Origin of the sequence: Curtobacterium sp. 1544 (assembly GCF_040544915.1) — a bacterium.
Taxonomy (GTDB): Bacteria; Actinomycetota; Actinomycetes; order Actinomycetales; family Microbacteriaceae; genus Curtobacterium; species Curtobacterium pusillum_C.
The window spans coordinates 1-24079 of record NZ_JBEPKX010000030.1 but is presented as its reverse complement, the minus strand read 5'-3'; the positions used below and the strand labels follow the sequence as shown (position 1 = coordinate 24079).

The 24079-nt window shown below is 71.9% G+C and carries 26 protein-coding genes; 7 read left to right on the top strand and 19 right to left on the bottom strand.

What is annotated here, in order from left to right:
• Position 1: 1 nt before the first annotated feature.
• Entirely contained in the window at positions 2-436 is a 435-nt protein-coding gene (locus tag ABIC61_RS15185) for a hypothetical protein (RefSeq protein WP_354030594.1), read from the bottom strand.
• Entirely contained in the window at positions 433-1803 is a 1371-nt protein-coding gene (locus ABIC61_RS15180) for a molybdopterin-dependent oxidoreductase (protein ID WP_354030593.1), read from the bottom strand. The genes ABIC61_RS15185 and ABIC61_RS15180 overlap by 4 nt, the downstream gene beginning before the upstream one ends.
• A gap of 18 nt (positions 1804-1821) precedes the next feature.
• On the opposite strand from ABIC61_RS15180, the gene ABIC61_RS15175 reads away from it, so the two are divergent.
• From ABIC61_RS15175 to ABIC61_RS15165, 3 genes are read left to right on the top strand one after another with little or no spacing between them, the layout of a single operon-like run.
• Positions 1822-3234, top strand: a complete 1413-nt coding sequence (locus tag ABIC61_RS15175; protein ID WP_354030592.1) for a glycosyltransferase 87 family protein — start codon at positions 1822-1824, stop codon at positions 3232-3234.
• Between the two features lie 5 nt (positions 3235-3239).
• Complete coding sequence (gene moaA, locus ABIC61_RS15170; RefSeq protein ID WP_354030591.1) at positions 3240-4304, top strand: GTP 3',8-cyclase MoaA; 1065 nt, start codon at positions 3240-3242, stop codon at positions 4302-4304.
• Between the two features lie 2 nt (positions 4305-4306).
• Positions 4307-4546 carry a MoaD/ThiS family protein gene (locus tag ABIC61_RS15165; protein ID WP_354030590.1) on the top strand — a complete coding sequence of 80 codons (240 nt, stop codon included), beginning with the start codon at positions 4307-4309 and terminating at the stop codon, positions 4544-4546.
• A gap of 124 nt (positions 4547-4670) precedes the next feature.
• On the opposite strand, the gene ABIC61_RS15160 is transcribed toward ABIC61_RS15165, so the two are convergent.
• The 6 genes from ABIC61_RS15160 to ABIC61_RS15135 are packed head-to-tail and all read right to left on the bottom strand — an operon-like array spanning position 4671 to position 9861.
• A complete protein-coding gene (locus ABIC61_RS15160) occupies positions 4671-5771 on the bottom strand; it encodes a calcium:cation antiporter (RefSeq protein WP_354030589.1) in 1101 nt (366 codons plus the stop codon).
• The gene (locus ABIC61_RS15155; RefSeq protein ID WP_354030588.1) at positions 5768-6799 is read right to left on the bottom strand and encodes an ABC transporter ATP-binding protein; all 1032 of its coding nucleotides are present in this window, start codon (positions 6797-6799) and stop codon (positions 5768-5770) included. Before ABIC61_RS15155 ends, ABIC61_RS15160 begins: the two co-directional genes overlap by 4 nt.
• Entirely contained in the window at positions 6796-7587 is a 792-nt protein-coding gene (locus ABIC61_RS15150) for an ABC transporter permease (protein WP_354030587.1), read from the bottom strand. Before ABIC61_RS15150 ends, ABIC61_RS15155 begins: the two co-directional genes overlap by 4 nt.
• Positions 7584-8405, bottom strand: coding sequence for a molybdate ABC transporter substrate-binding protein (gene modA, locus ABIC61_RS15145; RefSeq protein ID WP_354030586.1), 822 nt, complete (start codon positions 8403-8405; stop codon positions 7584-7586). The genes ABIC61_RS15150 and modA overlap by 4 nt, the downstream gene beginning before the upstream one ends.
• A complete protein-coding gene (locus ABIC61_RS15140; RefSeq protein ID WP_354030585.1) occupies positions 8402-9457 on the bottom strand; it encodes a ThiF family adenylyltransferase in 1056 nt (351 codons plus the stop codon). Before ABIC61_RS15140 ends, modA begins: the two co-directional genes overlap by 4 nt.
• Positions 9454-9861 (bottom strand): TOBE domain-containing protein, encoded by a 408-nt coding sequence (locus tag ABIC61_RS15135; RefSeq protein WP_144751222.1) that lies wholly within the window; start codon positions 9859-9861, stop codon positions 9454-9456. The genes ABIC61_RS15140 and ABIC61_RS15135 overlap by 4 nt, the downstream gene beginning before the upstream one ends.
• A 91-nt stretch (positions 9862-9952) precedes the next feature.
• On the opposite strand from ABIC61_RS15135, the gene ABIC61_RS15130 reads away from it, so the two are divergent.
• Positions 9953-11614, top strand: a complete 1662-nt coding sequence (locus tag ABIC61_RS15130; RefSeq protein ID WP_354030584.1) for a glycosyltransferase family 39 protein — start codon at positions 9953-9955, stop codon at positions 11612-11614.
• Positions 11615-11634: 20 nt separating this feature from the next.
• Here ABIC61_RS15130 and ABIC61_RS15125 read toward each other — a convergent pair whose 3' ends face one another.
• The 5 genes from ABIC61_RS15125 to ABIC61_RS15105 all read right to left on the bottom strand — a co-directional run bounded on the left by ABIC61_RS15125 (position 11635) and on the right by ABIC61_RS15105 (position 16986).
• Entirely contained in the window at positions 11635-12567 is a 933-nt protein-coding gene (locus ABIC61_RS15125; RefSeq protein ID WP_354030583.1) for a 4-(cytidine 5'-diphospho)-2-C-methyl-D-erythritol kinase, read from the bottom strand.
• A gap of 9 nt (positions 12568-12576) precedes the next feature.
• Positions 12577-13926: an O-acetylhomoserine aminocarboxypropyltransferase/cysteine synthase family protein gene (locus tag ABIC61_RS15120; RefSeq protein ID WP_354030582.1), complete on the bottom strand. Its 1350-nt coding sequence runs from the start codon at positions 13924-13926 to the stop codon at positions 12577-12579.
• Positions 13926-14978 carry an LLM class flavin-dependent oxidoreductase gene (locus ABIC61_RS15115; protein ID WP_144751215.1) on the bottom strand — a complete coding sequence of 351 codons (1053 nt, stop codon included), beginning with the start codon at positions 14976-14978 and terminating at the stop codon, positions 13926-13928. Before ABIC61_RS15115 ends, ABIC61_RS15120 begins: the two co-directional genes overlap by 1 nt.
• A 108-nt stretch (positions 14979-15086) precedes the next feature.
• Positions 15087-16076, bottom strand: coding sequence for an ATP-grasp domain-containing protein (locus ABIC61_RS15110; RefSeq protein ID WP_354030581.1), 990 nt, complete (start codon positions 16074-16076; stop codon positions 15087-15089).
• A 67-nt stretch (positions 16077-16143) separates the two neighbouring features.
• Positions 16144-16986: a helix-turn-helix transcriptional regulator gene (locus ABIC61_RS15105; protein WP_354030580.1), complete on the bottom strand. Its 843-nt coding sequence runs from the start codon at positions 16984-16986 to the stop codon at positions 16144-16146.
• 54 nt (positions 16987-17040) lie between these two features.
• Between ABIC61_RS15105 and ABIC61_RS15100 the strand changes: the two genes are divergently transcribed.
• Positions 17041-17832, top strand: a complete 792-nt coding sequence (locus ABIC61_RS15100; protein ID WP_354030579.1) for an SDR family oxidoreductase — start codon at positions 17041-17043, stop codon at positions 17830-17832.
• Positions 17833-17869: 37 nt separating this feature from the next.
• On the opposite strand, the gene ABIC61_RS15095 is transcribed toward ABIC61_RS15100, so the two are convergent.
• The 3 genes from ABIC61_RS15095 to ABIC61_RS15085 all read right to left on the bottom strand — a co-directional run bounded on the left by ABIC61_RS15095 (position 17870) and on the right by ABIC61_RS15085 (position 19263).
• Positions 17870-18313 (bottom strand): hypothetical protein, encoded by a 444-nt coding sequence (locus ABIC61_RS15095; protein WP_354030578.1) that lies wholly within the window; start codon positions 18311-18313, stop codon positions 17870-17872.
• 64 nt (positions 18314-18377) lie between these two features.
• Complete coding sequence (locus tag ABIC61_RS15090; protein WP_354030577.1) at positions 18378-18917, bottom strand: hypothetical protein; 540 nt, start codon at positions 18915-18917, stop codon at positions 18378-18380.
• Positions 18918-18963: 46 nt separating this feature from the next.
• Positions 18964-19263: a hypothetical protein gene (locus ABIC61_RS15085; RefSeq protein ID WP_354030576.1), complete on the bottom strand. Its 300-nt coding sequence runs from the start codon at positions 19261-19263 to the stop codon at positions 18964-18966.
• On the opposite strand from ABIC61_RS15085, the gene ABIC61_RS15080 reads away from it, so the two are divergent.
• Both ABIC61_RS15080 and ABIC61_RS15075 read left to right on the top strand, forming a co-directional pair.
• Positions 19244-19714: a YbaK/EbsC family protein gene (locus ABIC61_RS15080; RefSeq protein WP_144751201.1), complete on the top strand. Its 471-nt coding sequence runs from the start codon at positions 19244-19246 to the stop codon at positions 19712-19714. The genes ABIC61_RS15085 and ABIC61_RS15080 overlap by 20 nt on opposite strands.
• Positions 19714-20550: a pentapeptide repeat-containing protein gene (locus ABIC61_RS15075; RefSeq protein ID WP_354030575.1), complete on the top strand. Its 837-nt coding sequence runs from the start codon at positions 19714-19716 to the stop codon at positions 20548-20550. Before ABIC61_RS15080 ends, ABIC61_RS15075 begins: the two co-directional genes overlap by 1 nt.
• Before the next feature lie 2 nt (positions 20551-20552).
• On the opposite strand, the gene rsmA is transcribed toward ABIC61_RS15075, so the two are convergent.
• From rsmA to metG, 3 genes are read right to left on the bottom strand one after another with little or no spacing between them, the layout of a single operon-like run.
• The gene (rsmA, locus tag ABIC61_RS15070) at positions 20553-21404 is read right to left on the bottom strand and encodes a 16S rRNA (adenine(1518)-N(6)/adenine(1519)-N(6))-dimethyltransferase RsmA (protein ID WP_354030574.1); all 852 of its coding nucleotides are present in this window, start codon (positions 21402-21404) and stop codon (positions 20553-20555) included.
• Between the two features lie 2 nt (positions 21405-21406).
• Positions 21407-22315: a TatD family hydrolase gene (locus ABIC61_RS15065; RefSeq protein ID WP_354030573.1), complete on the bottom strand. Its 909-nt coding sequence runs from the start codon at positions 22313-22315 to the stop codon at positions 21407-21409.
• The gene (gene metG, locus ABIC61_RS15060) at positions 22312-23889 is read right to left on the bottom strand and encodes a methionine--tRNA ligase (protein WP_354030572.1); all 1578 of its coding nucleotides are present in this window, start codon (positions 23887-23889) and stop codon (positions 22312-22314) included. The genes ABIC61_RS15065 and metG overlap by 4 nt, the downstream gene beginning before the upstream one ends.
• Between the last annotated feature and the right edge of the window lie 190 nt (positions 23890-24079).

Genomic DNA, 24079 nt, shown 5'->3' with positions numbered 1-24079 from the left:
TTCAACCAGTAGACGGCGCGGTCCGCCGGCGGCGTGCAGCGACGACGAGAACGGCGGCCACCACGAGGACCAGCACGCCCTCGACGACGAGCAGGCGCAGACCGTAGTCGAACGGCAGCACCGTGTCGTTCTTCGTCCCGTGCGCCTTCGCCGCGATCTCCGGCAGGACGACCAGCGCGAGGACACTGCCGAGCACCACCACCGCCTGCACCACGACGAGCGCCCAGACCCGGAGCGTCCGCCCGGCCCGACGGAGCAGCAGCCCGACGGCGACGACGAACGGCGACAGGATCGCGTCGTGCAGGATCACCGCGCCGAGCAGCCACGTCGCGAGGCCCCAGATCCGGTTCGGGCGCACGGTCGTCACCATGACGTACGCCCCGAACGCGATGACCAGGACGCCGACCACGACCAGCACGATGCGTGCGACCTTCACCGGATCACCTCGATCTTCTCGATCCACTTCGTCTGCAGCACCCCGGGCCGCCCCGGAGCGATGATGCGCGCCGGGAACCCGTGGTCCAGGTCGAGCTTCTCGCCGTTCAGTTCGAGCGCGACGAGGGTCGTCGGGTCCTCGGCGTACTCGGGGCCCATGTCCATGATCCGGTAGCCGCCGTGCCGCTCGAGGCTCGTGACGCGCACGTGCGACCCCGGCGGGGCCTGGACCGCTGCGAGCAGGTCGCGCATCCGGACGCCCTTCCAGGAGGCCATCTGACTCCAGCCCTCCACGCACGAGATCGGGAGGTCGACCTGGGTGGTGCCCAGCGCGACGAGTTCGGCGCGCACGAAGGTCCGGCTGACGTCGTGGCCGACGACCGTGAGGGTCCAGTCCGCGGCCGTCGCGGTCGCGAGGACACCGGCGGCCCGGGCCGTGCGGTTCACCGGCAGGTCGTTCGGACCGCGGTGCCGCTGACGCGCCCCGAAGACGTTGAACGGTTCGGCGAGCTTGTTGGACTGCCCGGCCGTCAGGGCGACGACACCGACCGTCGCCGCTGCGACACCCGCGAAGAAGCCGCGTCGGGCGACGCGCTCACGTCGACCCTGGGTCGCCTCGGGAGACTGCCTGGAGGCGCGGCTCACCTCGGGCGCATCGGCCTGCGTGGTCGGAGCGGGAGCGCCGTCGACCCAGCGCAGGACCCTGCCGGTGAGGCCGCGGGGGTAGGAGGCGACCACGGGCGCGACCGCAGCCGGCGGGACGGAGTCGGTCCGTGCTTCCAGGCCGGGAGGCAGCAGCTCGCTGCCCACCGTCGTGTCCGCGACGAACCGACCGTGGGCGTCGTACGCGTCGCGCTTCCGCCAGTACCGCGCGATGATCCGCAGCTTCGTGCCGATGTGCAACACGAGGGACCCGATGAGCACGTACGACAGTGCGTAGTGCACCTGGCGGAACGGGAACGGCCACGGGTACCACTGGTACGTGTTGACCAGACCGGTGGCGACCTGCACCAGCGCAGCCGACACGAACACCGCGATCGACACGCGCTCCAGCAGGTGCAGCACGCCTCGCACGGGTGGGACCTGCGCGAGAGCGGGCATGACCGCGTTGAGCTTCGCGACGAGCAGCGGGATGATCGCGATCCCCGCCGTGATGTGGAGCCCCTGCGTGAACTGGTAGAGCTGCGTCGGCCGCGTCGCGAACCGCATGCCGGGCAGGGGGTCCTGCAGGAAGTGGCTGAAGAGGCCGGTGCCGAAGCACACGAGGAACGCCACACCGAGCAGTCGTCCGAGCACGACGGCCGAGCGCGCGTTGCGGTTGGGGGACGCCATCGTCGCCCGGGCGTCCAGCAGCAGCCGCCGCAGCACGGATAACCTCAGGACACGATGAGCGAACGACTGCGCCCCGGCCGACTCCTGCCGACCGTCCTGGCCGTGGTCGGGGTGCTGGCCCTCGCGGGCGTCATCGCCGTCGGCGTCACGCATCTGGGCTTCCTCCGATCCGGTCATCGTGCTCCATTCGTTGCGTGGACCCTGATCGCTTGGACCGTGTTCGCCGGAGCGGTGCTGGCGTTGCGGTTCGTCCCCGCGAAGTGGATGACGTGGCTCGTGGTCGGCGGTGGCCTGGTGGTCGGCCTCGCCGCCATCGCCGGGCCGCCGAACACCAGTACCGATTCTGCTCGGTATGCCTGGGACGGCATCGTCCAGCACGCCGGGATCTCCCCGTACGCGCACACGCCGCAGTCGACGGCATTGTCCGGTCTGCGCCCCGATTGGCTGTTCCCGGACAAGATCGACGGCACGTGCGACCCGCTGCAGCCCCGGTACCGCGGGCTCGGCGACGGCGCGCAGGGGCACTGCACCGCGATCAACCGGCCGGACGTGACGACGATCTACCCGCCGATGGCCCAGCTCTGGTTCGCCCTCGTCCGCGCGTTCGTCCCGGCCACGGCGCAGTACATGCCCTTCCAGATCGCGGGCCTCATCGTCTCGCTCGGCGTCACGCTCGGGCTGGTCGCGGTGCTCCGCCGACTCGGTCGCCCGACCTGGTGGGCGGCGCTCTGGGCGTGGTCGCCGCTCGTCGCCTCCGAGGCGGTCACGAACTCGCACGTCGACCTGCTCGGCGCCGCACTCGCCACGGCCGGCGCTGTACTCGTCGCCTTCGGACGGCCGATCTGGGGCGGGATCGCCCTCGGCGCCGCCACCGCGACGAAGCTCATCCCCGCGATCGTCTACCCGCCGTTGCTCGGGCGGTGGCGGAACTGGTGGGCGATCCCCGTCGGGATCGCCGTGTTCGGGCTGCTCTACGTGCCGTACGTGCTCACCACCGGCCTCGACGTGCTCGGGTACCTGCCGGGCTACCTGTCCGAGGAAGGCTACGAGGACGGCTCCCGGTTCGCGCTCGTCTCGCTGGTCTTCAAGGGTGACGCATCGACGATCGTCGTCGGGCTGCTCGTGCTCCTGGCGGCGTTCGTTGCCTGGCGGCTGTCCGACCCGTCGCGGCCGTGGTCCGGCGAGGTCCTGATGATCGGGGTGACCTTCCTGGCGGTGAGCCCGCGGTACCCCTGGTACGCGCTGCTGCTCATCCCGTTCGTGGTGCTGTCCGGCCGGTGGGAGTGGCTGTCGATCGGCCTCGCCATCGCGCTGCGCGGCGTGTGGCCGTCGGTGGACGCCTACCGGTGGTGGCTCGCCGCGGCGGTGCTCGTCATCGTCGTCGTCACGCTCGTGCGCACGCGTCGATCGGACTGGGTGCGCTGGGGACGGCTGTTGTCGTTCCGTCGGCTCGACCACGTACGCTGACGCACATGGCACCCGCGACCCTGCTCGGTTCGACCGGCGCGTCCGGCTCGTCGGACCCGTCCGGGCTCGTCGACCGGTTCGGCCGTCGCGCCGTCGATCTGCGGGTGTCGCTGACCGAGCGCTGCAACCTCCGCTGCACGTACTGCATGCCCGCCGCCGGACTGCCGTTCGCGCCCGACGACCAGCTGATGACCGCGGCCGAGATCGAGCGGCTCGTCCGGATCGGGACGTCCAGGTTCGGCGTGCGCAAGGTCCGGTTCACGGGCGGGGAGCCGATGCTCCGTCACGACCTCGTCGACGTGATCGCCCGGTGCGCCGCACTGCCGGACGCCCCCGAGCTGTCCCTCACCACGAACGCGATCGGGCTCTCGCACCGGGCAGCTGCCCTGTACGCCGCCGGACTCCGGCGGGTGAACGTGTCGCTCGACACCGTCGACCCCTCGGTGTTCGCCGAGGTCACACGACGACCGTTCCTCGACAAGGTCATCGCCGGGCTGTCGGCCGCGCACGACGCCGGACTCGCGATCAAGGTGAACGCCGTGCTGCTGCGCGGGGTCAACGACGCCCTGGCGCCGGACCTCATGCGCTGGTGCCTCGAGCGCGGCTACGAACTGCGGTTCATCGAGCAGATGCCGCTCGACCCCGACCACGCGTGGGACCGCACCTCGATGGTCACCGCGGCCGAGACCCGCGCGATGCTCTCGGAGTCGTTCGAGCTCGTGCCGGACGACGCTCCGCGCGACGGGGCACCCGCCGAGCGGTTCCGGGTGCTGTCCCGCGACGACGCTTCCCCCGGCGCCTTCCTCGGCACGATCGGCATCATCGCGAGCATCACCGAGTCCTTCTGCGCTGACTGCACCCGCACACGCCTCACCGCTGACGGAAACGTCCGGAGCTGCCTGTTCTCCGACGAGGAGACCTCCGTCCTCGGGCCGATGCGCGACGGCGCGAGCGACGACGAGGTCGCCGAGCTCTGGCGCCGGGCGATGTGGGCGAAGCCGCGCGACCACGGCGACGACACCGACGACCTCGTGCACCCGACACGGGGCATGAGCGCGATCGGCGGCTGACGGTGACGACGATCCGGTTCTTCGCGGCTGCCCGGGCGGCGGTCGGCGTGGACGAGGTCGCCGTGACGGCGCCGGACCTCGACGCTGCGCTGCGCGGTGTGGACGCCACCGATCCGTCACGGTGGCTGGCGCTGCAGGAACGGTGCTCGTACCTGGTCGACGGCGTGACCACCCGGGACCGGTCGACCTCGCTCGAGGGCGTTGCGGTCGTCGACGTCATGCCGCCCTTCGCCGGGGGCTGAGCGGGGCGCGGAACGCCCGTTCCTTCCCACAACGCCCGCGATGCAACGTGTTTCCGGGCGTCCCTGGTCAGAACTTCCGACCAGGTACGCCCGGGTTCACCAGGTACGCCCGAGACCGCCGGCCCTACGGGGAGACCGACAGGACGATGAACGCGGCGAAGATCACCAGGTGCACCCCGCCCTGCAGTCGCGTCGCACGTCCGGGCAGCACCGTGAGCACCGCCGCGACGATCGTCAGCGCGAGCAGCACGATCTGGCTCGGTCCGAGCCCCAGCAGCAGCGTGCCGGGCATGAACAGGGACGCCACGGCGATCGACGGGATCGTGAGGCCGATCGACGCCATCGCCGAGCCCATCGCCAGGTTGAGGCTCGTCTGGATCCGGTTCCGGGCGGCCGCCTTCGACGCCGCGATGCCCTCGGGCAGCAGGATGAGCAGCGCGATCACGACACCGACGAACGACGGCGGGAACCCGACCGCGGCGACGCCGGCCTCGATCGCCGGCGACTCCACCTTCGCCAGTCCGACGACCGCGACGAGCGCGAGCAGCAGCAGCCCGAGCGAGGTCAGCGTGGCACGGCCCGTCGGGCGTGCGGCGTGCGTGTCCTCGGACTCCTCGAGCACCCCGCCGGTGCGGTTCACGGGCAGGAAGAAGTCCCGGTGCGCGACGGTCTGTGTGACGACGAACAGTGCGTAGAGGGCAAGGGATGCCAGGGCGACGAAGACGAGTTGCGCGCCGGTGAACGACGAGTCGTCGGTGCCGGTGGTGAACGTCGGCAGCACGAGCGTGAGGACCGCCAGCGCCGCCACGGTCATGGTCGCCGCGGACGCACCCTCCTGGTTGAAGCGCACGGTGTTGTGCCGGAGCGTGCCGATCAGGATCGCGAGCCCGACCAGACCGTTCATCGTGATCATCACCGCGGAGAAGACGGTGTCCCGCGCCAGCGTCTCGGCCTTCGCCCCGCCCGAGCTGGAGAGCGCGATGATGAGCGCGACCTCGATGATCGTCACGGCGACGGCGAGGACGAGCGACCCGAACGGCTCCCCCACCCGGTGCGCGACGACCTCGGCGTGGTGCACCGCCGCGAGGACCGTGCCGGCCAGGACGACGGCCACGACCACCACGACGAACGTGCCGAGGTCGTGCCGGCCGAACGACAGTGCGAGGACGATCGCCGCGATCACGGGGATGCCGACGGGCCAGGACTTGGCGATCCAGTTCGTCACTGGGACATCTTCCCACCGGCTGGCTCGTAGACCGTCACCTCGGCCTCCGGCACGACGATCCGGACGGGCTCGCCGGGTACGAGGGCGAGGGCTGCGGCGACCGACACGGTGACGTCGGCGACGAGCTCCCCCGCGCGCACGCGGACCAGCCCGTCCCGCGGTTCGAGCGCCGTGACCGGACGCTCGGGCCCGGCGCCGTCCCGCGTCGGGCGCGCGGCCGTCGGGTGGTAGACCGCCAGCACGGGCCGGCCTGGAGGCACGGTGTGCGTCCTCGACGCCAGCGCACCCCCGCCGTCGATCGCGATCCCACCCCGCGTGGCGGTCCCGCGGACGAGCGTCAGCCCGGAGAAGGACGCCGCGAACGCGCTGGTCGGGCGACCGAGGACGTCGGCGGTGGTCCCGGACTCGACGACGCGTCCGGCCTCGAGGACGACGATGCGCTCGGCGAGGGCGACGGCCTCGAGGGGGTCGTGCGTGACGAGGAGCGTCGGACGACCCGTGCGGGCGGGGCCCAGGGCAGCGCGGACCTCGGCGCGTGCATCGACGTCGAGGGCGGAGGTGGGCTCGTCGAGGAGCAGGAGCGCCGGATCCGTGGCGACGGCCCGGGCGATCGCGACGCGCTGGGCCTGCCCGCCCGAGAGCGTCCCGGGTGCCCGGTCTGCCAGGCCGACCACCCCGACGGCCGCGAGTGCCGCGGACGACCGGTGCCGTGCCTCCCGGCCGCCTGATCCGGATGCGCGCGGTCCGTAGGCGACGTTGCGGGCGACGGAGAGGTGCGGGAACAGGTCCGCGCGCTGCGCGACGAGGCCGACGCCGCGGCGGTGCGGGGGGACGCGCGTGAGGTCCCGGTCGCCGAGCAGGACCTCGCCGTGCCGGGTGCGCAGCAGCCCGGCGAGCGCCTCGACGACCGTGGACTTGCCGGCGCCGTTCGGCCCGACGAGCGCGACGCACTCCGCTGAGCCGATCTCGAGCCGGACGTCGACGTCGCGCTCCGGCACCAGGACGTGGGCGCGCAGACCGCGCGTCACGCGACGACCGTCCGGGTCCGGAGGGCCGACGCGCCGATCACGACGAGCGCGACCACCACGAGCACGAGGGCGAGCGCGACGGCCGTGTCCGGGTCGATCTCCCGCTGCAGGTAGATCTCGAGGGGCAGGGTGCGGGTCACGCCCTGCAGACTGCCCGCGAACGTCAGGGTCGCACCGAACTCGCCGAGGGCACGCGCGAAGCAGAGGACGAGCCCGGACAGGATGCCCGGCAGGACCCGCGGCGTCGTCACGGTGAGGAACGCGCGGGTCGGACCGGCACCGAGCGTCGCCGCCACGCGTTCGAACCGATCACCGCCGACGCGGAGCGCACCCTCGATCGACGACACCAGGAACGGCATCGCGACGAACGTCTGCGCGATGACGACGGCGGTCGTGGTGAACGCGATGCGGAGGCCGTGGTCGTCGAGGAACGCCCCGACGACACCGAGGCGACCGAACGCCGCGAGGAGCGCCAGCCCGCCCACGACCGGCGGCAGCACCAGGGGCAGCAGGACGAGCGCCCGGGCGACACCGACCCACCGCGAGGTCGAGCGCGCGAAGAGGACGGCGAGCGGGTAGCCGAGCACGAACGCGATGCCCGTCGCGGCCGCCGCGGTGCCCAGGCTCAGGCCGAGGGCGCTCAGGGACGCGGGCGAGGTGACGAGCGCACCGAAGGAACCCCAGTCGACGCGGCCGACCATCGCGAGCACGGGCACCACGACGAACAGGCCGCCGAGCACCGCCGGGACCGGGAGCCACCACGGCACCGGGGCCCGGCCACGGGTCACGGCGCCCCGAAGCCCGCGTCGGAGAGCACCTTCCGACCGGCGTCCGAGCGGACGTAGGCCGTGAACGCCGCCGCGAGCTCGGGGTTCGCCGCGTCCTTCAGCACGCCGATCGGGTAGGTGTTGACGGCCTTCTCCGAGGCGTCGAACGGGACACCGTCGACCTTGCCGTCGGCGCCCTTCACGTCCGTGACGTAGACGAGCCCGGCGTCGGCCTGCCCCGACTCGACCTTGCCGAGGACGTCGGTCACCGACTGCTCCTCGCTGACCGGTTTGAGGTCCACGCCGCTGGCCTGCTCCACCTTGGCGGTCGCGGCGCCGCACGGCACCGGTGCGGCGCACGTCACGAGCTGCACGTCGGACGACGTCAGGTCGTCGAGGTCGGTGATCCCCTTCGGATTGCCGGGAGCGACCGCGATCTCGAGGACGTTCGTGGCGAAGTCCTTCGGGGATCCCGGCGCGACGTCGGTCTTCACGATCTTGTCCATGTTCGCCTCGTCGGCGGAGGCGAACACGTCCGCCGGGGCGCCGTTGCGGATCTGCGTGACGAGGTCGCTCGAGCCGGCGAACGAGAACGTGATCGAGGTGCCGGGGTGGGCGTCCTCGTACTGCTTGCCGAGCGTCGTGAACGTCTGCTGCAGCGAGGCCGCGGCGAACACGGTGATCTTCCCCGTCGGGCCGGTGGTGGCGCTGGCGGTGCCGGTCGTCGCGGTGGACTCGGCCGTCGCGCCCGATCCGGTCATCGAGCAGCCCGCGAGGCCGATCACTGCGAGTGCGGCTGCGGCGACGAGTAGCGTGACATCCCGCTTGTGCGTCTTCATTCGGCGATTGTATCCGCATGTGCGGCGATCATGCCGCCTTCGCGCCGCCAGGCCTCGATGCCGCCGTCGAGGACCGTCGCCGGCCGACCCGCCGCACGAGCAGCTCGGGCCCAGGCGGTGGCGCGGACGCCGCTGGCACAGACGACCACCACCGGTGCGCTCGGGTCCGTCAGGTCCTCGGGCCGCAGGCTGCCCGGGATGGTCCCGGTGGCGAGCTCGGCCGGGGTCCGGACGTCGACCAGGAGCGGACGGCCGCGATCGTCGCGCAGGCGTTCGGCGAGCGCCGCCGGGGCGATCCGCGGCGGGGCGTCGTCGATCTGCGGAGCCGGGCGGTGTGACGCGGGTCCTCGACGGAGGGGACTCTCGGTCCAGCGCCACCGCCGGGCGTCGACGGTGAGGACCCGGCCGAGCAACGGCTCGCCGATCCCCGCGACGAGGGCGGTGACCTGTGCGGCCATCACCGAGCCGACCGCCCCGCACAGTGCGGGCAGCACGCCGTCGAGCGCGCAGGACCCCTCGTCGGGCAGTGCGTCCGGGTGCAGGTCGTGGAAGTCGATCGGCTCCGAACCACTGTCATGGAAGACCGAGACCTGCCCGTCGAGCCCGAGCACCGTGCCCCACACGAACGGGATGCCGGCGCGGGAGCACGCGTCCGAGATCGCGCGTGTGACCTCGACGCTGTCCGCGGCGTCGACCACGACGTCGTGCCCGGTGACGTGGTCCGGCCGGAACGGCTCGGCGAGCGCGACGACCTCGAGCTCCGGGTCGACGCCACGCACCCGTTCCGCGGCGCACTCGGCCTTCGGGAGGCCGACGTCCACCGCGGCGAAGAGGGTCTGCCGTGCGAGGTTCGACGTGTCGACGACGTCGTGGTCGACGATCGTGACCCGACGCAGTCCGGCGCCCGCGAGGTACGTGAGCACCGGGGCGCCGAGTCCACCGGCACCGACCACCAGGACGCTCGCGTCGGCGAGCGCTCGGACGGCCCGCTCCCCCGCGCCCTCGAGCGCAGCGGTCCGGGAGGTCAGGCGTCGCCGTGCGTCGCTCGTCACGGTGCGGGCTCCGCGGGGACCTCGACCGACACCATCGTCGCCTTCACCGAGGCCACCGCGACGGCGCCGACCTCGAGCCCCAGGTCGTGGACGGCTTCGGCGCTCATCAGCGAGACGACCCGGTGCGGACCGCTCTGCAGTTCCACCTGCGCCATCACGCCGTCGACCGTGAGCGCGGTGACGATGCCGACGAACCGGTTTCGGGCGGAGCTCCGCGTGCCGGACGGGTCGTCGAGCTGCTCGCCCCGACCGCGGATGTGCGCGGCGAGTTCCGCGCCGTCCACCACCGTCCGGCCGGAGGCGTCGACGTCCCGGGTGAAGGTCCCGCCGTCGACCAGTCGCCGGACGGTGTCGTCGCTGACGCCGAGGTACCGCGCGGCGTCGCGGATGCGGAGCTTCGTCATGGTGTTCGCACCATACCGGTATGTGGAACTCTCAGTGTCGGCAGGCCTCCTGCCGGGCACCTGTCCAGACGCCCCGGCTACCGTCCAGTCCGTGAGCACTCCCCGGACCGGCACCATCAGCGTCCCCCGCACGACGGGGCTCGCACCGGTCCGCACTCGTTCCCGACGGCTCGTGTCGAGCATCGGGCTCGCCGTCGTCCGCACGCCCGAGCTCACGATCGGTGCCCTCGGGGTGCTCGTCGCCGCGGCCTTCGCCTGGGTGCCGTCGCTCTGGTACGACGAGGCCGCCACGGTCACGAGTGCGCAGCGGACCTGGGCCCAGCTCTGGGCCGAACTCCACAGTGTCGACGCGGTGCACGGGCTCTACTACGCCCTGATGCACGTCTGGTTCTGGCTCGTCGGGTACACGCCGTTCACGCTGCGGTTCCCGAGTGCCCTCGCCGTGGGCGTCGCAGCCGGGCTCCTCGTGGCACTCGGACGACGACTCGGCGGACGCCGACTCGGGATCACCGCCGGCATCGTGTTCCTCGCGCTCCCCCGGGTGCAGTGGGCCGGGTCCGAGGGGCGTCCGTACGCGACGATCACGACGCTCGCGGTGTGCCTGACGCTCGTCGGGATGACCGCGGTGCGCCGGACCCGCACCGGCCGCAGCCTGCACTGGTGGGTGGCGTACGGCGCGCTCGCCCTCGTCGCCGTGACCTTCAACGTCTACCTGTCGCTCGCCGTCGTCGCGCACGCCGTCACGCTGCTCTGGACGATGCTCGCTCGACGGACGTCACTTCGCCGGGCGACGGTCTCCCGGTCGGCGCGCATCCCCGGTCCGCCGCTCGTGACGGGTGCCACCCTGGTGCGGTGGGCGGTTGCCGCCGGCATCGCCGCCGTGGTCGTGTCCCCCGTCGTGGTCGAGATCGCCTCGCAGTCCAAGCAGGTGGCGTGGATCGCCGGCATCGGGCAGCGCACCGGCGCGCAGGTGTTCGCGACCGCGTGGTTCGGCGGGGTCGACTGGTACGCCGCAGTCGCGTGGACCCTCGTGCTGCTCGGGGTCGTCGGCGGCCTGGTCGAGGCGCACCGCCGCTCCGCGACCGTCCGCTCGCTGCTCCGTGCGCAGGCCGTCCGCGTCGCACTCCCCCTCGTGGTGATCCCGACCGCGGCGCTCGTCCTCGCCACCGCGATGGGCAAGCACCTCTACTCCCCGAAGTACGCGACCCTGAGCCTGCCGTTCGTCGCGCTGCTCATCGCACTCGCGCTGACGATGATCCGGCCGAAGGCGCTGCTCGCCGCCGCGGTCGGGGTCGTCCTCGTCCTGTCGGTGCCGACGGCGGTCGCCGTGAAGGAGCCGCTCGCGAAGCAGGACTCGACCTGGGCGCGCGCTGCCTCGATCATCGCCGCCGAGCGGAGCAGCAACCGCGTCGACGCCGACGAGGGCGTCGTGTTCGGCAGCGTGTACGGCCACCCGGGCACGACGGCCGACATCATCCGCGTCTCCTACCCCGATGCCTTCGCCGGCATGACCGACCTCGGCGTCCGGAAGAACGGTGCCGAGAGCGGGGTGCTCTGGAACCAGACCGGTGACCTCGCCACGACGATCCCGAGCCGCCTCGACGACATCGACACGGTGTGGTTCGTCGGCGGCACGGTGAAGGCGCGCAACATCGAGCCGGAGACGGCGTCGGTCCTCGCCGCACACGGGTTCACGGTGGAGGAGCACTGGAAGACCGGCACCGTGGTCATCACGGAGTACGTCCGCCGCTGACGAAGCGCGCGGTGCGACGCTCAGTGCACCACGCGGGCGCCGTGCACCGGCCCGGCTGCCCGGACGGCCACCATGCCCGCGGCACTCAGCTCGACCTGGACCTCGAGCGCGGCATCGCGGTCGGCGACGAGGAACGCCACCGTCGGCCCGCTGCCGGAGACCAGCCCGGCGAGCGCTCCGGCCTTCTCGCCGATCTCGAGCGTCGACGCGAGCCGCGGTTGCAGGCGCATGGCCGGTGCCTGCAGGTCGTTGTACAGGCAGTCCGCGAGGAGGTCCGGGTCGCCGGCGCGCAGGGCCTGCAGCACGTTGGCCTCGACCACCGGGGTCGTCGGTGCCGGTGCGATGTCGGCCCGGTAGCGCTCGCGGTGTTCGTCGAGCGCCCGGTACACGGCCGGGGTGGAGAGCCCGTCGTCGCTCAGCGCGAGGACCCAGTGGAACTCGCCCTTCGCCAGCGCCGGGCTGAGCTCGTCGCCCCGGCCCGTGCCGACCGCGGTCCCGCCGGCGAAGGCGAACGGCACGTCGGCGCCGAGCTGCGCGGCGAGCCGCAGGAGCTCTTCGCGCCCGAGCGCCGTGCCCCAGAGCGTGTCGACGGCGAGCAGCGTCGCGGCCGCGTCGGCCGATCCCCCGCCCATGCCGCCGGCCACCGGGACCTGCTTGTCGATGGTCAGCCGGACGCCGCCGCGGTAGCCCGCAGCGTCCGCCACGAGCCGAGCGGCCCGGATGGCGAGGTTCGACTCGTCCACCGGTACGTCGCTCGTGTCGATCGGCCCGGTGAAGGTGACCGAGAAGTCGTCCGCCGGCTCGGCCGAGACGTCCTCGTACAGTGAGACCGCCTGGTACGCCGTCGCCACGTCGTGGTAGCCGTCGTCCTGCAGCGCCCCGACGGACAGGTACACGTTGATCTTGCCGGGGGCGCGCGTCCGCACGCGGGTCGGAGCGGCCAGCGTGGTCATGCCCCCAACCTATCCCGACGTGGCAGGACTGACGCCCGACGTGGCAGGGCTGACCCCCGATGTCGCCGCCGCGAAGCCCCGCGCCAGGTCGGCGAGGATGTCGTCGACGTGCTCGAGACCGATCGACAGCCGGATCAGGCCGTCTCCGACCCCCGCGGCCGCCCGCTCCGACGAGGTCATCTGCACGTGCGTGGTCGACGCCGGGTGCACCACGAGGGACCGCACGTCGCCGATGTTCGACACGTGGTCGAACAGCTCGAGCGCCGCGACGAACCGACGTCCCGCGTCGACGCCGCCGTCGAGGTCGAACGCGAGCACCGCCGACGGGCCGGCGGGCACGTAGCGCTGCTGCAGGTGGTGCCACGGCGACGAGGGCAGCCCCGCGTAGTGCACGCCGAGCACCTGGTCGTGGGCGTCGAGCCACGAGGCCACCGCCGCCGCGTTCGACACGTGCCGGTCCATCCGGAGCGACAGCGTCTGGATGCCCTGGAGCACCAGGAACGCGGTGAAGGGTGCGATCGCCGGACCGAGGTCCGCCGACAGCTTCGAGCGGGTGCGTTGGATGAAGGCGCGCCGCCCGAACTTCGAAGCGAAGTTCGTGTTCGCGAACCCGGACTCCTCGGTGGACGCCAACTGCGGGAAGCGCTCCGGGAAAGCCGCCCAGTCGAAGTTCCCGCTGTCCACGATGAGCCCCGCGATGGCGCTGCCGTGCCCGGCGAGGTACTTCGTCGCCGAGTGCACGACGATGTCCGCTCCGTGCTCGATCGGTCGGACGAGGTACGGCGTCGCGATCGTGTTGTCCACGATGAGCGGGACACCGGCCTCGTGGGCGACCCCGGCCACCCCCGCGAAGTCCAGGACGTCGCCGCGCGGGTTCGGGATGGACTCGCCGAAGAACGCCTTCGTCTCCGGACGGACGGCAGCCGCCCACTCCTCCAGGTCCGTCGGGTCCTGCACGAACGTGAACGCGATGCCGAGGTCCCGCAGGGTCGACGCGAACAGCGTGTAGGTCGCGCCGTAGAGCGAGGCGCTCGACACGACGTGGTCGCCGGCGCGCGCGACGCCGAGCACGGCCAGCGTGGTCGCCGCCTGGCCGGAGGCGAGCGCGAGCGCACCGACGCCGCCCTCGAGGTCGGCGATGCGCCGCTCGAGCGCAGCGGCGGACGGGTTGTTCACGCGCGAGTACGTGTGCCCCGGCGCGTTGAGCATGAACCGGTCGGCCGCGTCCTCACCGGACGGGTAGACGAACGCCGCACTCTGGGCGATCGGCGGGACGTTGGCGCCCCAACCCGGATCGGACTCGAACCCGGCCCGGATCTGCCGGGTCTCGAACGCCCACTCATCCTCGGTCGTGCCCATCAGACGGCCGCCCCGGACGCCACGGCCACCGACGGTCGCACGAGCGGGATGACCTGCTCACCGAACCGGTCCATCTCCTCGAGCTGCGGCGAGAACTGCAGCAGCAGCGTGTCCACCCCGGCGTCCTCGAACTCGCGGATCCGCGCCGCCACCTGCTCCGGCGTCCCGACGAACCCGGGGCGGAGGCCTCGGTTCGACACCGAGTAGTCCTCCAGCGAGGGCACGTGCTCGAGCTGCGACTTCGAGATGAAGTCCTGGTACGACTCGTACGCCTGCCCGTGCTGCACGTCGGTGATGCGCGCGAGCTCGGCCTGCGCCTCGTCCTCGGTCTCGCGGACGATGACGTACGCGGCCATGCCGAACGCCTCGAACGGCGGCAGCCCGGCGTCGACACGGCGCTGCTTCATCTCGGCGATCTTCGTCCGGAGCTCCTCGACCGTGCCGCCGTGGGTGACGTAGGCGTCGGCGTACCCCGTGATCGCCGCCTTGCCGGCCTCGCTCTCGCCGCCGGCGTAGATGCGGGGCGTCACGCGGGGCTTCGGCTCCAGGTGGGCGTTCTGGATGTCGTAGTACTCGCCCGAGAACGAGTACGGGGTCTCCCGCCACATCCCCTTCATGACCTCGACGAACTCAGCGGTGCGCTTGTACCGGTCGTCGTGCTCGGAGAAGATCCCGCCGTACTGCTTGGCTTCCTCCGCCCACCACGCGCTCACCACGTTGAACGTGAACCGGCCACCCGAGATGTCGTCGATGGTCGCCGCCTGCTTCGCCGTCACGGCCGGCAGGTGGTACCCCGGGCGCATCGCCGCCATGATCTCGAGGCGCTCGGTCGTCGCCGCGATGGCCGCCGCGAGCGACCACGCTTCCAGCGACGGCGCCGCCGTGCCCTTGATGTCGTTGAGGTTGAGCTCCGGCACGAGCGTCAGGTCGAAGCCGATGCGCTCGGCGCGCTGCGCCAGGCGCTTCACGTAGTCGAAGGTGACCGGCATGTGCTCGTTCTCGACGTTGCGCAGCCAGCCGCCGAAGAGCGGGGTCCAGTATCCGAATCGCACGGGGTGAGTTCCTTGGGGAGGTGGGGAGTGCCCTGGAAGGGGCGCGGAACGGACGGGAGGCGCGGGGCGGGCCCGCCACGGGCCTCCAGTCCGGTGGTTCTTGCGTTCTCAGGCCGTGAGTTGCGCTGCGTACTGCGTCTCCAGCAGGCCACCGAGGTACCGCGCGATCGAGCGCGGGCCGGAGGCCGGCGCCGTCTCCTCGACGGCGGGGTTGTAGTTCGTGTTCGTGTTGATGTCGTAGACGACGGTGCGGCCGTCCGTGGTCTCCATGAACTCGACGCCCGCGATCTGGATGCGCTGGTCGGCCAGGAAGGTGCGGAGCTGCTGGACGAGCGGGTGCTCGGCCGTGACCTCGGTGCGGACTTCGAAGGCGTTGGGCTGGCCGGCGCCGGGTACGTCGCAGACGGCTCCCGCGATGGTCTGTGGGACCTCGCACGCGTCCGCCGGGCACAGCTCGAAGCTGCCGGCGCTCGTGTCCACGCGGACGGCGTAGACGAACTCGCCGCCGACGAACTCGACGCGGGTGATGAACGGCTCGCGGGCCGTCAGGTACTCCTGCAGCAGGGTGATGCCGTCGACCGGCGCCTCGAACTCCGGGCTGTCGACGTAGGCGTCGAACTCGGCGAGCGAGTCGAACCGACGGACACCGAGGCCCTTGCCGCCCTGGTTGTGCTTCGTGATGAACGGGACGTCCTGGCCGTCCGTGAAGGTGCGCGCGGCCTGCTTGAGCGTCGTCGTGCCGAACACGGCGGTCGTGCGGGGCACGTCGAACCCGGCGTTCTTGAGCAAGCCGTGCTGGGCGACCTTCGAGACCTCGAGCTCGAGGACGTGGCTACCGCCGACGACCTGGCGACCCGCTCGCTCGAGCCAGCCGAGGACCGCGCGGGTGTACTCCTTCGAGTGCTCGTGGCCACGGGTGTGCGAACTGGCCGACATGCGGGACCAGTAGACGCCCGGTTCGGGATCGGCGGCGAGGTCGATCTGGCCCTCGGTCAGGAGGATCTCCTCGACGGGGACCCCCTCGGCCTCGAAGGCAGCGGCGAGCGGCGGGAACCACTCGGGGTTCTCGTGGATGACGTACACGCGCGGAGTGCTCACCTCGCCACCATAGGCAGGTCGTGGTGCGCGCGGCCAAGTGTGTGACGCGCTGTTGCTCGCTCGTGTTTCAGTGTGTGAAGGCCTGCTGACCGACGACGCCGAGGAGCTCGAGCTTCTGGGCGTCCTCGGTGCCCGCCGGTGCGGTGAACAGCAGCAGCGCCTGGGTCTGGCTCGTCGTGTGGAGCACCTGGCAGTCCACGGTGATGCGGCCGAGCTCCGGGTGCACGAAGGTCTTGTGGTCCTCCCAGCGGTTGGCCACCTCGTGCAGGGACCAGAGTGCGCGGAACTCCTCGCTGTTCGCCTCGAGGTCGGCGATGAGCTCGACCGCCCGTGAGTCGTTCGGGCCCGCGGCCCCCATGGCCGCACGGAGCGACGCGAGCTGTGCCCGTGCGAGACGGTCGTGCTGCTCAGGGGCGTACTTCGCTCGCTCGTACTCCGTCATGAACCAGCGCCACGGCTGGTACCGCTCGTTGCCCGGCAGACCGATCGTCGTGCCGAGCAGAGCCGCACCGAGCCGGTTCTCGACGAGGGTCTCGCCGAGGTCGTTCACCACGATCGCCGGGGTGTCCTCGAGCCGGTCGAGCACCCGGAGGATCGCCGGGTCGACGTGGTCCGAGCGGTGCACGCGGGCCGGGGCGTTGTGCCCCGCGAGGCGGAACAGGTGGTCGCGCTCGTCGAGCGTGAACCGGAGCGCCCGGGCGATCGCCGCCACCATCTGCTCGGAGGGCTGTGGCCCGCGCTGCTGCTCGAGCCGCGTGTAGTAGTCGGCGGACATGCCCGCGAGGGCCGCGACTTCCTCGCGCCGCAGCCCCGGCGTCCGTCGACGCTGCCCGGACCCCAGCCCGACGTCCTCGGGGCGCAGCAGTTCGCGACGGCGGCGGAGGAAGTCGGCGAGCCCGGGGCGGTCCATGTCCCTCATCGTGCACCGCCGCCGACGTCAGTGCCAGGGATCGGCGGTCCCCCGATGACGACGCTCTGGTTCGGACGGTCGAGTGGGCGGATCGTGGTCGACATGGACATCACGAACTCCACCGTCTTCATCCCCGGTGCGACCTCGGGCATCGGCCTCGGACTCGCCCAGCGCCTGCAGGAAGCGGGCAGCACCGTCGTCATCGGTGGCCGCCGCCGCGCGCTGCTCGACTCGCTGCACGACGAGTACGGCTTCGACACCGTCGAGCTCGACGTCACCGACCCCGCGTCGATCACCGCAGCGGCCGCATCCGTCATCGAGACGCACCCGACGCTCGACGCGGTCATCACGATGTCGGGCATCATGCGCGCCGAGGACCTCCGTTCGTCGGAGCACCTCACCGACGCGGTCGCCACCGTCGAGACCAACCTGCTCGGCACCATCCGCCTCGTCGACGCGTTCCTGCCGCACCTGCTCAGCCGTCCCGCGTCGACGATCATCACCGTGTCGTCCGGGCTCGCCTACACGCCGCTCGCCGCGACCCCGACCTACAGCGCCACGAAGGCGGCCGTGCACTCGTACACGCAGTCCCTCCGGCAGCAGCTGACCGACTCGTCCGTCGCTGTGCTCGAGCTCGTCCCGCCGGCGGTCGCCACGGACCTGATGGGCGAGGGCGTGGACTTCGGCGGGATGCCGCTCGACGACTTCCTGACCGAGGTGGTCTCGCTGCTGCAAGCCGGTGCTGCGCCGGAGATCCTCGTGCAGAACGTCCTGCCGCTGCGCTGGTCCGAACGGGACGGGAAGCAGCAGGAGCTCATCGAGATGCTGGCGGCTCGTCGGCACTGACGGACCGCGACCGGCTCAGTCGGCGGCGCCGTCCGGTTCAGTCGGCGGCGCCGTCCGGTTCGCCGCGGGCCTCGCGCCGCCGGATGACGCCGTCGAGGAACCGGTTGACGAGGCGCCAGGCCGGCCACGTGAGGGCACCCACGAGGGCGGTGTCGACCGGACGGCCGATAGCGCGGATCACCACGTAGGCGCCCGTCGCTGCCATGACAGTCGACAAGACGCCGGTGACGCGGCGCCGGTCGTGGACGTCCTGATCGTGGTCGTCCTGGTCGTCGTCGTGGTGCTGGTCGTCGTCGTCGGGGATTCGGTCGAACGCGATCCCCCACGCGACGAACAGGACACCCAGCAGGACAGCCACCCACGCGGCGTCGTCGGACGGATCGTGGAGCAGCGCCCGCACGGCGAAGACAACGATGGCGCACCCCGCGACCACTGCCGTCAGCAGGACGATCAGCGAGGCACGGGAGCGAGGTGCAGACACCCGTCGGAGCCTAGGGCCGAAAGACCGGTCCGCGCGCGCCCCCGTTCGCGTGGTCACGCGCCGGTCAGAGCCCGGCGAGCAAGCCCTGGAGTTCCGCCTTGGCGTCCGGCATGCGCTCCGGCCCGGTGAGGCGTTCGCGCTGCACCGCGATCCGGACGGTGTCCGCGCGGGAACCGTCCTCGGTGTTGAGGAGCACTGACTCGCGGTCGGGGAACGTCCACCGGGCCGACGGACGCTTCCCGCCCCGGCTCTCCGAGGTCGGAGGGAAACCGAACGCCTCCGTGAACACCGGCACGATCCCGTCGAGGACTGCCTCACGCTCGCCGGGCACCTGCCGGGACGCCGACACCGCGAAGGAGCCGTCGGACCGTTGCCCCGGGATCCGCAGCCCCCGAGCCTGCTCGTACCCGATGGTGGCGCCCTGCGCCCACCACGAGTCGACGCCCTGGTCGACGAGCCAGGTCACGATCGCCGGGTGACCGATCGTCCGTCCGTCGGCCGCGTCGATGCGGGCGTACCAGTCCTCCGGGGTCCTCCCCGTGGCGGCCAGGACCTTGTCGGCGGCCACACCCTGCGCGTGCGATCGCACCGTCCCGTCGGTCATGCCGTCATCGTAGGGGCGGTGCGATCGCATCGCGCTCGTGGTCCCTTCAGGATCCGGACCAGCCGCTCGATCGTCGGCGTGCGCGGGTACCGAGCACGAACTGCTGCGGCGTGAAGATCGGCAGCAACGACGGATCGACCGCGCCGAACACCTGGTCGACCGTCGCGATGCCGTCGGCACCGGACGCCATCACCATCGCAGCGTGCACCGAGTCGAGCGCGGGCAGTCCGAAGCGCTCCCGGTAGTACATGACGTCCTCGAGCAACGGTGTGAGCTCGCCGACGACACTCGCGCGCGGACGGCGGATCGGGAGAGGATGAGCCGTGATGAACGACCGCCTCGCCACCGTCCAGCGCATCGTCGCCGAAGCCGGCATCGACTCCACCGCCCGCGAACTGCCCGACTCGACGCACAGCGCCGCGCAGGCCGCCGCCGCGCTCGGTACCGAGCCGGGCGCCATCGCGAGCAGCCTGCTGTTCCTGGCCGACGGCGAACCCCTGCTCGCGATGACGTCCGGGCGCCACCGGGTCGACACGGATCTGCTCGCCGGCCAGCTCGGCGTCACCGAACTCACCATGGCCACCGCGAAGCAGGTCCGGGAGGTCACGGGGCAGCCCATCGGCGGCGTCTCCCCCGTCGGGCACCCGGCACCGATCCGGACCGTGGTCGACGAGGCTCTCCGCGAGTACGACGTCGTCTGGTCGGCGGCAGGGACCGCGAACAGCGTGCTCCCCCTGACCTTCGACCAGCTGCTGACCCTGACGAGCGGGACCGTGGTCCGGGTCAACGAGCACTGATGGCGGCGCGGACGCGGGTCGAGCTGGGGCGACGGGAGGACCTCGGAGCCGACTGCGCGAACTGCTTCGGCCTGTGCTGCGTCGCGCTGGCGTTCGCGAGGTCCGCGGACTTCCCCTTCGACAAGGACGCCGGCGACCCGTGCACGAACCTCGACGAGGCAGACGGCTGCCGCATCCACCCACACCTGCGCGAACGAGGATTCTCCGGCTGCACGGTGTTCGACTGCTCCGGTGCCGGCCAGAAGGTCTCCCAGCACACCTTCGCGGGCCGGTCGTGGCGGGACGACGCCGAGACGCAGCGGTCGATGTTCGCCACGTTCCCGATCGTGCGCCGGCTCCACGACCTCCTGCGGTACCTCGACGAGGCGATCACGCTCGTGCGTCGGACGGACGACGAGACTCGGTGGGTCACGGCGTTCGAGCGCGTCCGATCACTCAGCGACGGGACACCGGGCGAGCTCGCGACCCTCGACGTCGACGCGGAGTACGACCACGCCCGCCCGCTCCTGCTCGAGGCGAGTGCGGTCGCCCGCGCGCGGGGCCCGCTCGGCGCCGATCACCGGAAGGTCGGTCCGGGGGCGGACCTCGTCGGCGCGGACCTGCGCGGCGCGGACCTCCGCGGGACGACACTGCGCGGTTCCCTCGCGATCGCGGCGGACCTCGGGCACGCTCGGCTGGAGCGCTGCGACCTGCTCGGCGTGGACCTCCGCGATGCCGATCTGCGGGGTACCGACCTCCGCGGTGCGGTGTTCCTCACCCAGATGCAGGTCAACGCGGCGAAGGGCGACGCGGCCACGCTCCTGCCAGGAGGGTTCCAGCGGCCGGGCCACTGGTGAGTTCAGTCCGCCGCGGCGAGGACCGTCCGGCCGAGGCGTACGAAGTCGTCGGTGCTGAGCATCTCGCCACGTGCGGTCGGGTCGATCCCGCCGGCGGTGAGGAGTTCGGACGCACGAGCACTGCTGCCGAGGACGCCGGACAGGCTCTGACGCAGCATCTTCCGACGCTGCTGGAACGCGCCGTCGACGAGCGCGAACACCTGCGCACGGAGCGCTTCGTCGCCCGGCTGATCGTGCCGGTCGAACCCGACGAGCACGCTGTCGACGTTCGGCACCGGCCAGAACACCTGCCGGCTGACCTGCCCGGCGATCGACCACGAGCCGTACCACGCGGCCTTCACGCTGGGAGCGCCGTAGACCTTGCTGCCGGGCCCCGCGGCGATGCGGTACCCGACCTCGGCCTGCACCATCACGAGGGCCCGCTCGATCGACGGGAACGTCGCGAGCAGGTGCAGCAGGACCGGCACGGAGACGTTGTAGGGCAGGTTCGCGACGACGTGGGTCGGCGCTTCCGGCAGATCGTCCGCCGCGACGGCGAGGGCGTCCTGGTGCACGACGCGGAGCCGGGCCGAGGGCTGCATCGTCGACACGGTCGTCGGGAGCTGCGCCGCCAAGCGACCGTCGATCTCCACCGCGGTGACGGACGCGCCGGTCTCGGTCAGCCCGAGGGTCAGCGAGCCCAGGCCCGGGCCGATCTCGAGCACCTTCGAATCGGCGGTCACCCGGCCGGACGCCACGATGCGTCGCACGGTGTTGGCGTCGTGCACGAAGTTCTGGCCGAGCTTCTTCGTCGGGGTGACGTCGAGCTTGGCCGCGAGGTCCCGGATCTCCGCCGGGCCGAGGAGCGACGCCACGACTACGCGTCCACCGTCACGGGCTCGGCGTCCCAGGCGCCGTAGACGAGCTCGGTGTTCGAGGCGATCTGCGCCGCGAGCATCGAGGCGTCCGTGCCGAGGGTCTCCGCCATCGAGCGCAGCGTGAGCGGGATGAGGTACGGCGCGTTCGGCCGCCCGCGGAACGGCGTCGGCGTGAGGTACGGCGCGTCCGTCTCGACCATGATCAGGTGACGCGGCGCGACCTCGAGGGCCTGGCGGAGGGGTGCCGCGTTCTTGAACGTGACGGTGCCGGCGAAGGACATGTACCAGCCCCGCTCGGCGCAGAGACGGGCGAGGTCCGGACCGCCGGAGAAGCAGTGGAACACGGTCTTCTCGGGAGCACCGACACGGTCGAGGACCTCGACCACGGCGTCGTGCGCGTCGCGGTCGTGGATCGTCAGCGCGAGGTCGTGCGCCTTCGCGATGCGGATGTGTTCCTCGAAGGAGCGGACCTGGGCGTCGCGGCCGTCCTCACCCGTGCGGAAGAAGTCGAGGCCGGTCTCGCCGATCGCCCGGACCCGGGGCAGCGCCGCGAGCCGATCGATCCCGGCGAGGTGCTCGTCGAGCAGGCCCTGCTCCTGCAGCGAGGGCGCCTCGTTCGGGTGCAGCGCCACGGCAGCGAGGACCCGGGGCTCACGGGCGGCGATGGCCGCCGACCACTCCGACGTCGCCAGGTCGGTGCCGACCTGCACGACGCCGCGGACACCGACGCTCGACGCCCGGTCGAGGTGCTCCCGGTAGTCGAGTGCGCCGTCACCACCGTCGGCGATCTCCATGTGGGTGTGGTTGTCGTAGACCGGGACGACGAGTGCCTCGGGCATCGGCGGGTAGGTCAGGTCCCGCTTGGAACCGTCCCCGTCGCCACGGGAGCGGAGGTGGGCGTCGGTCACGCTGCGCCCTGCTCCGTCTGTTCGATGCGCGGGAAGAGTCCGGTCTCGAGCGGGACGACGGCCGACGCGCCCTGCCACTCCCAGGCACGGTCCACGCGCTGCTCGGCGATGGAGCCGCCGGCACCGATCGAGGCCCAGAGCTTCTCGGTCGCCTTCGGCATGACCGGCGACACGAGCACGGCGACCGTGCCGAGTCCGCGGAGCGCCGTGGCGAGCACGGTGCCGAGCCGCTCACGCTGGGCGTCGTCCTTCGCGAGCGCCCACGGCTGCTGCTCGGTGATGTACCCGTTCAGGGCGTCGACGAGCTCCCAGACGGTCGCGATCGCCTCGTGCGGCGCGAACGCCGCGATGGCAGCGTCGGCACGCTCGGTGACGGAGATCGCGAGGGCGTCCACGGCTTCGTCGGACGAGGTCAGTGCCCCGCGCGCCGGAACCGCGCCGTCGAAGTACTTCTGCAGCATCGCGACGAGCCGGGACGCCAGGTTGCCGAAGCCGTTCGCGAGTTCGGCCTGGTAGCGGGCGGAGATGTCCTCCCAGCTGAAGTTGCCGTCCTGCCCGAAGGTGATCGCGCGGAGGAAGTAGTACCGGAACGCGTCCGACCCGAACGTGTCGGTGATCTCGGACGGCGCGATGCCGGTGAGCTTCGACTTGGACATCTTCTCGCCGCCGACGAGGAGCCAGCCGTGCCCGAACACGCGCTTCGGGACCGGCAGGCCCGCAGCCATGAGCATGGCCGGCCAGATCACCGCGTGGAAGCGGGCGATGTCCTTGCCGACGATGTGCACGCTCGGCCAGAGCCGCTGGAACGCCTCGTCGTCGTCGCTGCCGTAGCCGAGCGCCGTGACGTAGTTGAGCAGGGCGTCGAACCAGACGTAGAGGACGTGGTCGCTGTCCCACGGGATCTTGATGCCCCAGTCGAAGCTCGACCGCGAGATCGACAGGTCGCGCAGCCCCTGCTTCACGAACGAGATGATCTCGTTGCGGACGCTCTCGGGCTGGATGAACTGCGGGTTCGACTCGTACAGGTCGAGCAGGCGCTGCTCGAAGTCCGACATCCGGAAGAAGTAGTTGCGCTCGGACAGCACCTCGACCGGGATCGAGTGGATCGCGCAGACCTGCTGCCCCTCGTACGCACCGGTGCCGGGGACGAGGTCGCTCGGCTGCTTGTACTCCTCGCAGCCCACGCAGTAGAAGCCCTCGAACTCGCCGGCGTAGATGTAGCCGTCGTCGTAGAGCTTCTGCAGGAACGCCGTGACGCCCCGCTCGTGCCGTTCGTCGGTGGTGCGGATGAAGTCGTCGTTCGCCACGTCCACCGTGTCGAGGAGCGGCTTCCACGCTTCGGTGACGAGGCGGTCGGCCCACTCCTTCGGGGTGACCTCGTTCGCGCTGGCGGTCCGCAGGATCTTCTGGCCGTGCTCGTCGGTGCCGGTCAGGAGCCACGTGTCGTCGCCACGCTGACGGTGCCAACGCGCGAGGACGTCCGCGGCGACCTCGGTGTACGCGTGCCCGATGTGGGGCACGTCGTTCACGTAGAAGATCGGCGTGGTGATGCTGAACGAGGACCCGTCGGACATGCGGACCATCCTACGGGCGAGCGGGGGCCGCATGACGCGCCCTGCGCGCAGCCTGTGGAGAACCGGCCTGGGGGGCCGGGGGGGGGCCCCCCCCCCCCGCCCCCCCCCCCGGGGGGGCGGGTTACCCGCCCCCCCCGCCCCCCGCGAGAGGTGGGGGTTTGTCAGGACCCGGGCGGCCCCCGCCGGCCCC